The sequence below is a fragment of the Acrocarpospora pleiomorpha genome (genome assembly GCF_009687885.1).
Taxonomy (GTDB): Bacteria; Actinomycetota; Actinomycetes; order Streptosporangiales; family Streptosporangiaceae; genus Acrocarpospora; species Acrocarpospora pleiomorpha.
Genome location: NZ_BLAF01000129.1, coordinates 1 through 11,463 on the forward strand (window position 1 = coordinate 1; position 11,463 = coordinate 11,463).

Annotated in this window: 13 protein-coding genes and 1 riboswitch; of the genes, 6 read left to right on the plus strand and 7 right to left on the minus strand. The window is 68.4% G+C overall.

The features are described 5' to 3' along the window. Together cydB and Aple_RS51145 are read right to left on the minus strand one after the other, a co-directional pair. Positions 1–697: cytochrome d ubiquinol oxidase subunit II (gene cydB / locus Aple_RS51140; RefSeq protein ID WP_155352070.1), on the minus strand; the 697-nt coding region annotated here is incomplete at its 3' end. Positions 698–709: 12 nt separating this feature from the next. After that, complete coding sequence (locus tag Aple_RS51145; protein ID WP_155352071.1) at positions 710–2,086, minus strand: cytochrome ubiquinol oxidase subunit I; 1,377 nt, start codon at positions 2,084–2,086, stop codon at positions 710–712. A 63-nt stretch (positions 2,087–2,149) separates the two neighbouring features. Here Aple_RS51145 and Aple_RS51150 point away from each other — a divergent pair, with 63 nt between their 5' ends. Then, positions 2,150–2,500, plus strand: a complete 351-nt coding sequence (locus Aple_RS51150) for a DUF1304 domain-containing protein (RefSeq protein ID WP_155352072.1) — start codon at positions 2,150–2,152, stop codon at positions 2,498–2,500. Here the strand turns inward: Aple_RS51150 and Aple_RS55380 are convergent. The 5 genes from Aple_RS55380 to Aple_RS51175 form a co-directional block, all read right to left on the minus strand. Then, positions 2,489–3,271 (minus strand): phosphoribosyltransferase, encoded by a 783-nt coding sequence (locus Aple_RS55380; protein WP_246265648.1) that lies wholly within the window; start codon positions 3,269–3,271, stop codon positions 2,489–2,491. The two genes, Aple_RS51150 and Aple_RS55380, sit on opposite strands and share 12 nt — an antisense overlap. Positions 3,272–3,317: 46 nt before the next feature. Next, positions 3,318–4,343, minus strand: a complete 1,026-nt coding sequence (gene rsgA / locus Aple_RS51160; protein ID WP_246265655.1) for a ribosome small subunit-dependent GTPase A — start codon at positions 4,341–4,343, stop codon at positions 3,318–3,320. 458 nt (positions 4,344–4,801) lie between these two features. Beyond that, entirely contained in the window at positions 4,802–6,085 is a 1,284-nt protein-coding gene (glyA, locus tag Aple_RS51165) for a serine hydroxymethyltransferase (RefSeq protein WP_425544287.1), read from the minus strand. 9 nt (positions 6,086–6,094) lie between these two features. Next, a riboswitch (ZMP/ZTP riboswitch) is annotated at positions 6,095–6,197 on the minus strand. Between the two features lie 30 nt (positions 6,198–6,227). Next, a complete protein-coding gene (locus Aple_RS51170) occupies positions 6,228–7,184 on the minus strand; it encodes a YihY/virulence factor BrkB family protein (RefSeq protein WP_246265658.1) in 957 nt (318 codons plus the stop codon). A gap of 113 nt (positions 7,185–7,297) precedes the next feature. Then, the gene (locus Aple_RS51175; protein ID WP_155352076.1) at positions 7,298–7,699 is read right to left on the minus strand and encodes a YccF domain-containing protein; all 402 of its coding nucleotides are present in this window, start codon (positions 7,697–7,699) and stop codon (positions 7,298–7,300) included. Positions 7,700–7,938: 239 nt separating this feature from the next. Here Aple_RS51175 and Aple_RS56600 point away from each other — a divergent pair, with 239 nt between their 5' ends. From Aple_RS56600 to Aple_RS51200, 5 genes are all read left to right on the plus strand, one after another. Then, the gene (locus Aple_RS56600) at positions 7,939–8,022 is read left to right on the plus strand and encodes a putative leader peptide (protein WP_372453654.1); all 84 of its coding nucleotides are present in this window, start codon (positions 7,939–7,941) and stop codon (positions 8,020–8,022) included. Positions 8,023–8,156: 134 nt separating this feature from the next. Then, positions 8,157–9,839, plus strand: a complete 1,683-nt coding sequence (locus tag Aple_RS51185; RefSeq protein ID WP_155352078.1) for a nitrite/sulfite reductase — start codon at positions 8,157–8,159, stop codon at positions 9,837–9,839. Continuing rightward, positions 9,836–9,988, plus strand: a complete 153-nt coding sequence (locus Aple_RS51190; protein WP_155334811.1) for an Insertion element protein — start codon at positions 9,836–9,838, stop codon at positions 9,986–9,988. Before Aple_RS51185 ends, Aple_RS51190 begins: the two co-directional genes overlap by 4 nt. A gap of 28 nt (positions 9,989–10,016) precedes the next feature. Then, a complete protein-coding gene (locus Aple_RS51195) occupies positions 10,017–10,745 on the plus strand; it encodes a phosphoadenylyl-sulfate reductase (protein ID WP_155352079.1) in 729 nt (242 codons plus the stop codon). After that, positions 10,727–11,463, plus strand: a 737-nt coding sequence (locus Aple_RS51200; protein WP_155352080.1) for a sirohydrochlorin chelatase, incomplete at its 3' end; no start/stop codon positions are given. The genes Aple_RS51195 and Aple_RS51200, both read left to right, overlap by 19 nt.

Below are 11,463 nucleotides of genomic sequence, written 5' to 3' on the forward strand. Positions count from 1 at the left end.
CGACCACGGCGACGACCCCCAGCGCGATCGACACCGCCGACCCGCCATGGAACTGGCTCCACACCAGGAACCCGGCCACGAGCGCCCCCGCCACGACCCCCGCCTTCAGGGCCAGCGCCCCCGCCCTCACCCGGATCTCCCCCTCTGTCTTCAACGCCAGAAATATCGCCCCATGGGTGACAAATAGCGCCAAAGTGGTAAGGCCGCCGAGCAGCGCGTACGGGTTGAGCAGATCCCAGAAACTCCCCACATATTCGTGCCGCGTGTCCAGCTCCACCCCCCGCACGATGTTCCCGAACGCCACCCCCCACAACACCGCCGGCACGATCGACCCGGCGATGAGGCACCGATCCCACCCCTGCCGCCAGCGCACGCTGTCCCGCTTGGCCCGGTACTCGAACGCCACCCCGCGCACGATCAGCGTCAGCAGGATGACCAGCATCGGCAGGTAGAACCCGCTGAACAGTGTCGCGTACCACTCCGGAAACGCGGCGAACATGGCGGCGCCCACCGTGATCAGCCAGACCTCGTTGCCGTCCCAGACCGGGCCGATCGTGTTGATCATCACCCGGCGTTCGGTGTCGCCGGAGGCCAGGACCGGCAGCAGCGCGCCCACCCCGAAATCGAAGCCCTCCAGGATGAAGTAGCCCATCCACAACACCGCGATCGCGGCGAACCAGACGTCGGTCAGGTCCATCTCAGCTCCGGGTCAGTACGCGAAGGCCAGCGGGCCGTCGTCCTCGGTGGCGGGTTGCTCGGGGGGTGGGTCCTGCCTGCCGTACTTCAGCAGGAGGCGGACCTCGATGACGGCGAGCGCGCCGTACAGGAGAGTGAAGGCGGCCAGGGAGGTCAGGACGTGGCCGATGCCGTTGGGCGAGACGCCCGCGGCGGTCTTCATCTGGCCGAACACGATCCAGGGCTGGCGGCCCATCTCGGTGAAGATCCAGGCGAAGCTGTTGGCCAGGAACGGCAGGATGACCGCCCAGATCGCCGCTGTCCATACCCATTTGTTCTCAGGCAGGCGATCTCGCCGGGTCAGCCAGAGCATCACCAACGCGATCAGCACGGCCAGCATCCCGAACCCGATCATGAGCCGAAACGCCCAGTAGGCCATCGGAATGTAGGGCACATAGTGGCCAGGTCCGTAAATTTTCTGATATTGGGCTTGAATGTTGTTGATGCCCTCAACTTTGCCGTCGAAGCTGCCGGTGGCCAGGTACGACAGCAGGCCGGGGACGCCGATCGAGAAGATCGGCTCGGAGCCGTCCAGGGTGCCGATCGTGAAGAGGGAGAACGGCGCGGGCTGGGCGGTCTCGTAGAGCGCCTCGGCGGCGGCCATCTTCATCGGCTGGGTCTGCACCATGATCCTGGCCAGGTTGTCGCCGGTGAACAGCATGCCCGTGCCCGTGATGACCGTCACGGCCATGGCCAGCCGCATCGGCATGCGGAACACCGCCACGTTGCGGCCGCGCCTGAGATGCCAGGCCGCGACGCAGGCCATCAGCACGCCGCCGGTCAGCCAGCTGGCCAGCAGCACGTGCGGGAAGGTGGCCAGCGCGACCTTGTTGCCGAACACGGCGCCGAAGTCGGTGAGCTCGGCCCGGGAACCGCGCACCGCGAACCCGACCGGCCACTGCATGAACGAGTTGGCGACCAGGATGGCGTACGCGGAGAGGGCCGAGCCGATCGCGACCAGCCAGATGCACGCGGCGTGCACCAGCCGCGGCAGGCGATTCCACCCGAAGATCCACAGGCCGAGGAAGACGGACTCCAGGAAGAACGTGAGCAGCGCCTCGATCGCCAGCGGAGCCCCGAAGACATCCCCCACGAATCGCGAGTAGGAGCTCCAGTTCATCCCGAACTGGAATTCCTGCACGATGCCCGTGACCACGCCCATCGCGAAGTTGATCAGAAAGAGGGTGCCGAAGAACTTGGTCGCCCGGAGGTGCGCCTCGTTGCCCGTGCGCAGCCACACCGTCTGCAGGATCGCCACCAGGAACGCCAGGCCGATGGTGACGGGCACGAACAGGAAGTGGTAGACCGTGGTGATCCCAAACTGCCACCGCGCCAGATCCAAAGCGTCCACGAAATCACCGTACGTGACCGTCGATTACCTAACGTCAAGGCGCGCTCTATATCGGAGATAACGTTGATCGTCGCTGCATATGTCCTGGTAGGCGTCGTCGCCGCAATTCACGTCTACATCCTGATCCTGGAAATGTTCCTCTGGACCACCCCCCGCGGCCGCGCCGCCTTCGGCACCACCCCCGACTTCGCCGCCCAGTCCCGCACCCTCGCCGCCAACCAGGGCCTCTACAACGGCTTCCTCGCCGCAGGCCTCATCTGGGGCCTCCTCGGCCGCGACCCCGCCGTCCTCACCTTCTTCCTCGCCTGCGTCCTCACCGCCGGCCTGTACGGCGCCGCCACCGTCAGCCGCCGAATCCTGTACGTCCAGGCGGCCCCCGCCGCACTCGCCCTCATCCTGGTCCTACTGAGCTGAGCCCCTGGCCAGCAGCGACAGCACGTCGGCGTCGGTGAGCTGGTCGAACGATATGTAGTGCTGGCCGACGGCCCGGAAGTGGGAGGGCACGGCCAGCACGACGAGTTCGTCAGCCTCGCCGGCCAACGCCTGCACTGTCTGCTTGGCGGCCACCGGAACAGCCAGCGTGACCGTGCCCGGGCGTGGGTCCCGTCGGCCTTGCTCGGCGGTTGTTCCCCGACCTGGCGCGGCGGCCCTCGGTCGGCCTGGCGCGCCATCCCGCTTTCCGGATGGCCTAGTCGTCCGGTCTACGGCGGTCTGGTCCTGGGTGCGCATGATCGTATGGACCGCGCGGAGGGCGGCTCTGGCGGTGCCGCCGGTGGCGAGGCCGTCGTCGACCACGATGACGTCGTGTCCGGCCAGGGGTGGCAGGCTGCGGCCGCCCCGGTAGGCCTCGACCCGGCGGGCAAGCTCATCGCGCTCCCGGGCGACGATCACTGACAGATCCTCCGGCTCCAGCCCGACATTTCGCAGCATGGAGTGATCGAAGACCGGTTCGCCGCCCTCGGCGATCGCGCCCAGGCCAAGCTCTGGCTGAGCCGGATGACCGATCTTCCGGGTGACCAGCACGTCCACCGGCGCGTCCAGCCGCGCCCCGATCGGGACGGCCACCGGCACTCCCCCGCGCGGCAGCGCCAGGACAACCGGGTCGGGCAGCCTCAGGCCGACCAGGGCCTCGGCGAGCAGTTCGCCCGCCTCCTCCCGGTCCACGAACGGAAGCGCTATTTCCATCCGAGCCACAATCCTTGACATACCCGACCCAATCGCCCGACACGCGTCACGGGCGGTAGCGGCCCCGGACCGACTTGTGGATGATCTTCCACTGGCGGACCTGTTCCGCCCGGAGGCGGGCGTCGCTGCGGCGGGCCATCCAGGCGGCCTCCCGCTGGAGCTTGAACCAGCTCTCCAGCCGGCGTTCCGGCAGGTCGCCGGAGTCCACAGCCGCCAGCACGGCGCATGCCGGTTCCGAGGTGTGCGAGCAGTCGCCGAAACGGCAGTTCTCCGCCAGTTCCTCGATGTCGGAGAAGACCAGGTCGACGCCGTCGCTGATGTCGTACAGGCCGACCCGGCGGATGCCGGGGGTGTCGATGATCAGGCCGCCGCTGGGCAGCAGGATCATCTCGCGGTGCACGGTCGTGTGCCGTCCCCGGCCGTCTCCGGCCCGCACCTGCTGCGTCTCCATGACGCCGTCCTCGGCGAGGGCGTTGACGAGCGTCGACTTGCCCGCGCCGGACGGCCCGAGCACGACGGCGGTCTTCGCGCCGTCCAAATAGGTACGGACCACGTCCACCCCGTCCCCGGTGAGCGAGGACACCGCGTGCACGTCCACGCCGGGCGCGACCCCGGCCACGTCGGCCAGCAGCTCGTCCAGGCCATGATCGAACAGGTCGGCCTTGGTGATGAGCACCACCGGCGTGCCGCCGCTCTCCCAGGCCAGCGCGACCATGCGCTCGATCCGGCCGAGGTCGGCGAAGTCGCTCGCGTGCATGGACGGCTCGGTGACGAAGACGACGTCGACGTTGGCGGCCAGCACGTGGCCCTGCCCGTCCCCCGACAGGCCGCCCCGGGACACCCGTCCCACCCCGCCCCGGACGAACGCGCTCGACCTCGGCAGGACGTGATCGAGCTCGTACCGCCCTTCCGGCAGGTAGCGCAGCGCCACCCAGTCGCCCACGCAGGGCAGTTCGACGGGATTCTCGGCGGAGGCCCGGCGGATCCGGGCGCCGTACTTGGCCTGATGCTGGCCATCCGCGGCCAGGACTTCGGCCACACCGCGATCGACGCGGGCGACCCGGGCGGGCACCAGGCCCTCAGGAAGCTCGGCGGACTCCTGCCACCCGAGCTTTACAAGATCAAAAGAACCAGAGAATTCTGGCGAGAACAATGGAGGAAACCCTTCGGAAAACCCGGGCCCTCAGCTCAGAGGCACACCGGGAGGCTGTTGGACGGCAGGCACGTCAGAAACACCCGCATGTCCTCACCTCCCATTCCTCCACGACCACCCTCGACCGGACGGCCAACGCGAAACACCCTACCGAACACCCCAACCCGCCAGCAAACGAATTACCCACAACACACAAGCGCGGGCCTCACCGCGCGCACAGGCAGCCGAAACACGATCGAGGGCCCGCGAACCACATCTGGAACGCGGACCCTCGAAAGTTCACCAGCGCCGAAGGGCCGGCCGCCTTTGGTGCCGGTGCGGTGAGAACCAACGCGGACGTGAGCGGCGCCGGATAACGGCGAGCAACCAGGAAAAGGTCAGCTGAGACCCGGGGCCGGGAAGTGCGAGGTGAGTTCGCGGACCTCGCCGTGGACTCGGGTGATCACGTGCTTGGCTTCGTCCTCGTCCTTGGCCAGGGCGGAGACGACCTGGTCCATCCAGGCGCCGATCTGGCGCATCTCGGCCACGCCCATGCCCCGGCTGGTCACCCCGGCGGTGCCGATCCGGATCCCGGACGGGTCGAACGGCTTGCGCGTGTCGAACGGAACCGAGTTGTAGTTGGTCTCCAGACCGGCCTTGTCCAGGGCCTGCGCGGCCGGCTTGCCGCCGATGCCCTTGGGCGTCAGGTCCATCAGGATCAGGTGGTTGTCGGTGCCGCCAGAAACCAGGTCGAAGCCCCGGCTGATCAGCTCCTCCGCCAGAGCCTTCGCGTTCAGCACGACCTGGCGCGCGTAGTCGCGGAACTCCTCGGTGGCGGCCTCGTGCAGCGCCACCGCGATGGCGGCGGTCGTGTGGTTGTGCGGCCCACCCTGCAGGCCGGGGAAGACGGCCTTGTTGATCGCCGTGGCGTGCTCGTCGGAGGTGGCCATCAGCATCGCGCCACGGGGGCCGCGCAACGTCTTGTGGGTGGTCGTGGAGATCACGTCCGCGTGCCCGACCGGCGACGGATGCGCCCCACCCGCGACCAGACCGGCGATGTGCGCGATGTCGGCCGCCAGGACCGCGCCGACCTCCTTGGCGATCTCGGCGAACGCCGGGAAGTCGATCGTGCGCGGAATCGCCGTGCCGCCGCAGAAGATCAGCTTGGGGCGTTCCCTGAGGGCGATCTCGCGGACCTCGTCCAGGTCGATCCGGCCGGTGTCCTTACGCACGCCGTACCGCACGGGGTTGAACCATTTGCCGGTCGCGGAGACCGACCAGCCGTGGGTGAGGTGGCCGCCGAACGGCAGGCCCATGCCCATCACCGTGTCGCCGGGCTGCAGGAAGGCCAGGTAGATGGCCAGGTTGGCGGGCGAGCCCGAATAGGGCTGGACGTTGGCGTGGTTGACCCCGAACACGGCCTTGGCGCGCTCGATGGCCAGGGCCTCGATCTGGTCGATGACCTGCTGGCCCTCGTAGTAGCGCTTGCCCGGGTAACCCTCGGAGTACTTGTTGGTCAGCACGGTCCCGGTCGCCGCGAGGACGGCCTTGGACACGTAGTTCTCCGAGGCGATCAGCTTGACCGTGTCGGCCTGCCGCCGCTCCTCCGCCTTGATCAGCTCGGCGATCTCCGGATCGACGACGTGCAACGAGTTCTCAGCCATGGCGCCTTCCTTGTCCACGTTGACAGCCGCGGTGACCCAGGCGCACGGCCTCCGCAGGTTCGCTCCCCGGTGGTGCCCCACCTAGCGACGCGCCCGCAGGGCGACGTCAGCGCCAGTCGCGACCCTGCCACCTTATCGGAGCCGTCCGCGGCGACGGGAGCTACTCCACCCGGCGGCCGGTTCCGGCCAGCGGCCACAACCGGTCAACCTCGGCGTTAAGGGTGGCCCCGATGAGTACGGCCAGCGCGGTGATGTAAAGCCACAGCAGCACCGCGATCGGCGCGGCCAGCGACCCGTAGATGGACAGCGGCTGGAACCAGGCGGCCAGCACCTCGCGCAGCACGGCGGCGCACAGGATCCAGATGAGCAGCGCCAGCACCGCCCCCGGGACCTCCCGCCACCAGCGCGTCCGCCGCGGCACGCTGACGTGGTAGAGCATGGTCAGCATCAGCACCGAGCCGACGATCACGACCGGCCAGTAGAGCACCCCGACCAGCCCTTCGTAGCCGGGCAGCGCGGTGGCCAGCAGGGTCGGCCCGATCACCAGGATCGGCATCACCACCAGGCCGATCAGCAGGGCCGCCAGGTAGAGGCCGAACGACATCAGCCGGGTCCTGATGATCCCCCGGGTCTCCCCCAGTCCGTACGCGATGGAGATCAGGTCCACATACACGAACAGCGCGCGGGACCCCGACCACAACGAGAGCAGGAACCCCACCGAGATCAGCGACACCTCGCCCCCATCGAGCACGTCGCTGAGCAGCGGCTCGACCACGCTCTTCATCGCGTCCGGGCTGAACAGCAGGTCGGCGTTCTGGATCACCGACTGCCGGATGGCGACGATCGTCTCCGCGCCCAGCATGCCGCTCAGATGCCCCAGCACGCCCAGCAGCCCGAGCGCGAACGGCGGCAGCGACAGCAGCGCGAAAAAGGCCGCCTCGCCCGCGAGGCCGGTGACCCGGTAGTTGACGCCCGCCATCGTGGTCGCCTTGACCAGCGCCCAGAATCCGGTCCCGGCCAGGCGCTCCATCCCGGCCCGGGCACGCGCCATCCCGAGGCGTGACTTGTGCCCCACCGTATGGCGGGTCCTACGCGACGGCGCGTCCGTGGACGTCATAGCATCCAACCGTATTCGTGGAATCCTGGGCTCAACCACGGACTACCCGCCAACGGCGGCGAATAGTACGGATCTTTAGCAGCCCAGAATACGGTCCCTTACCCACCAGGGCATCAACGCTGCCCGAACTTCCGGTCCGTGGGCACCACCTCGCGCCCCAGCGGCATCAACGAGATCGGGATCATCTTCAGGTTCGCCCACCCGAACGGGATCCCGATGATCGACACGAACAGCGGGACGCTCGTGATGATATGCCCGAGCGCCAGCCACCACCCGGCGAAGATCACCCAGATCACGTTCCCCACCAACGACGGCGCTCCCGCCCCAGGCTTCGCCACCGTGGTGCGCCCAAAGGGCCACAAGACATATCCCGCGATCCTGAAGGCCGCGATGCCGAACGGAATCGTCACGATCAGCACGCAGCACACGATCCCCGCGACCACATACCCGAGCGCCATCCAGATCCCGCAGAACACCAGCCAGATCACATTCAGCACGAACCCGAGAAGCTTCACCCCCCGACTCTCCCACACCGGCAGGCTGGGCAGGATCTCACTGTGATCTGCGAAGCCTGCAAGAACCGGCACCACGAGGACTGCCGCGGCGGCTCCTGGTGCGACTGCCAGCACCAACCTCCCACCACCGAGAAGGAACCGCCCGAGAACTGGCTCAGACAAGGCTGACCCTTAGTGATCAGAGTCCACACTCTGGACCCGAACTTGGACATCTGTGGTGCGCGGGGTATCGTTGGGACATGCCTGCGGATCCGATGCTCGTCGTGCGACGCCACGTCGACCTTCTGCGTGTCCGCAGCGCCATCTGTACTGACGCCCGTTGACCGTCGCCTCTTTCTCTTGATCGCAGGCGCGTGAGCAGGCGTCTTTTTGTGTGCCCCCGCACTCGACGGCGAGGCGGGAGGAAGCCTGCTCAGCGCGCCGCCCAGTGCCCCAGCTCCTCGGAAAAGGACCAGCCATGAGCACCCCGGCCCGCCCAGGCAACCGGCACCACAAGCGCCCGCGTGGCGAAGGCCAGTGGGCCCTCGGCTACCGGGAGCCGCTGAACAAGAACGAGGAGAACAAGAAGAACGACGACGGCCTCAACGTCCGTCAGCGGATCATCGACATCTACTCCAAGGGCGGCTTCGACTCGATCGACCCCGCCGACCTGCGCGGCCGGATGCGCTGGTACGGGCTGTACACGCAGCGTAAGCCCGGTATCGACGGCGGCAAGACCGCGATCCTGGAGCCGGAGGAGCTGGACGACCGCTACTTCATGCTCCGCATCCGCATCGACGGCGGCCAGCTCAGCCTCCACCAGCTCCGGGTCATCGCCGACATCTCCAACGAGTTCGGCCGGGGCACCGCCGACATCACCGACCGCCAGAACGTGCAGTTGCACTGGGTCGAGGTGGAGTCGGTCCCGGAGATCTGGCGCCGTCTCGAAGAGGTCGGCCTGTCCACCACCGAAGCCTGCGGCGACACCCCCCGCGTGATCCTCGGCTGCCCGCTGGCCGGCGTGGACGTGGACGAGGTCATCGACGGCACCGCCCAGGTCGCCGAGATCTACGAGAAGTTCATCGGCGACAAGGCGTTCTCCAACCTGCCGCGCAAGTTCAAGTCGGCGGTCAGCGGTTGCCCCGCGCACTGCACCGTGCACGAGATCAACGACGTGGCCTTCGTCGGCGTCGTCAACGAGGCGGGCGAGCCCGGCTTCGACGCGTGGGTCGGCGGCGGCCTGTCCACCAACCCGATGATCGGCAAGCGCCTCGGCGTGTTCGTCCGCCCCGACCAGGTCGCCGACGTGTACGGCGGCGTGGTCGGCATCTTCCGCGACTACGGCTACCGCCGCCTGCGCCACCGCGCCCGGATCAAGTTCCTGATGAACGACTGGGGCCCCGAGCGTTTCCGCGACGTGCTCCAGAAGGAGTACCTCGGCTACGAGCTCCCCGACGGCCCGGCTCCCGAGCAGCCGAGAGGCGGCCGCCGCGACCACGTCGGCGTGCACCCCCAGCGGGACGGCAACTTCTACGTCGGCTTCGCCCCCAAGGTCGGCCGCGTGGACGGCGACACCCTGCACCGGATCGCCGACATCGCCGAACGGCACGGCTCCGACCGGGTCCGCACCACGGTCGAGCAGAAGATGGTCATCCTCGACATCGCCCCCGACCAGGTCGACTCGGTCGTGGCCGAGCTGGAGGCCGCCGACCTGCACGTCAACCCGTCCACGTTCCGCCGCCAGACGATGGCCTGCACCGGCATCGAGTACTGCAAGCTCGCGATCGTCGAGACCAAGGCGACCGCGACCACGCTCATCCACGAGCTGGAGAACCGGCTCCCCGACTTCAAGGACCCGCTGACGATCAACGTCAACGGCTGCCCCAACTCCTGTGCCCGCATCCAGGTCGCCGACATCGGCCTGAAGGGCCAGCTCGTCGTCAACGAACGCGGCGAGCAGGTCGAGGGCTTCCAGATCCACCTGGGCGGCTCGCTCGGCGCCACGCCCGGCTTCGGGCGCAAGGTGCGCGGCCTGAAGGCCACCGCCGAGGAGCTTCCCGACTACGTGGAGCGCGTGGTCACCAACTTCAGCAAGCAGAAGAACGACGGCGAGACCTTCGCCGCCTGGGTCCAGCGGGCCGACGAGAGCGACCTCAAGTGAGCGAGCGCGCCGTCCCGTTCTACTGCCCCTACTGCGGCGACGAGGACCTGGAACCCTACGTCTCCGACGAGGAGCCGTACGGGTGGTACTGCCGGGCCTGCGCCCGCGCCTTCCGGGTGAAATTTCTCGGCATAGGCGTGCGTTCGTAACCCCCACGACGTGATGAGGAGTAATGAGATGACATTGGTGGACATTGAAGTCGGCTTGGAGCGTCAGCGCGGCGTTCTCGACCTGCAGAGCATCGTCGAGTCCGCCGCCGAGTTCCTGGAGGACGCCCCCGCGCGCGAGATCATCCGCTGGGCCGCGGCCACGTTCGGCGACCGCCTCTGTCTGACCTCCTCGATGAGCGACGCCCTGCTGATCGACCTGGTCAGCCGGGTCAAGCCGGGCGTCGACGTGCTTTTCATCGACACGGGCTACCATTTCGCGGAGACCATCGGCACCCGGGACGCGGTCGAGGCCGTCTACCCGGTCAACGTGATCAACGTGACGCCGTCCCGGACGGTCGCCGAGCAGGATCGTGACCTGGGCCCCCGCCTGCATGGCCGCAATCCCGACCTGTGCTGCTTTCTCCGTAAGGTCGAGCCGTTGAACCGGGCGCTGGAGCCGTACCTGGCGTGGGTGTCGGGCATTCGCCGGGACGAGTCGCCCACCCGCGCGAACACCCGCGTGGTCGAATGGGACGCGAAGCGGCAGATGGTGAAGGTCAACCCGATCGCGCGCTGGACCCAGGACGAGGTCGACAACTACATCGCCGACAACGGCGTCCTGATCAACCCGCTGCACTACGACAACTACCCGTCCATCGGCTGCGCCCCCTGCACCCGTCAGGTCGCCCCCGGCGAGGACCCGCGCGCCGGCCGCTGGGCGGGCCTGGGAAAGATCGAATGCGGCATTCACCTGTAATCCCGCTGGTGGCGGTGGCACACGGGTCCCGCGACCCGCGCGCCGCCGCCGTAGTGGCCACCCTCCTCGATCAGGTACGGCTCGCGCGCCCCGACCTCGACATCCGCACCGCCTATCTGGACCACGCCCCACCCACCCTCGCCAAAGCCCTGGCCACCCTGGACACGGCGGTGGTCCTGCCATTGCTGCTCACGGCGGCGTACCACACCCGCGTCGACATCCCCGCCGCCCTCCGCGAGGCCACCGCCCGCCGTCCCCGCCTCTCCGTGCATCTGGGCGACGCCCTCGGCCCGCATCGGCTGCTGACCGCGGCTCTCGAACGCCGCCTGTCCGAGGCGGGAGTCCCCCTGGGCGACCCGGATACCGCCGTCGTCCTCGTCTCGGCCGGATCCAGCGACCCTCGCGCCAACGCGACGATCACCCGCCTGGCCGCCGAGTGGTCACGCTCCCGCCCCTGGTGGTCGGTCACCCCCGCCTTCGCCTCCGCCACCACCCCTACGCCCGCCGCCGAGGTAACCCGTCTCCTCCGCACCGGCGCCCCCCGCGTGGTCGTGGCCCCCTACCTCCTGGCCCCCGGCCATTTCGCCGACAAGGTAACCAGGGAAACCCTCTCCGCAGGCGCTCACACGGTGTCGGACGTCCTCGGCGCGGCCCCCGAACTCACCACTTTGATCCTCACCCGCTACACCGAGGCCCTCCACCACCGAATCCACACCGC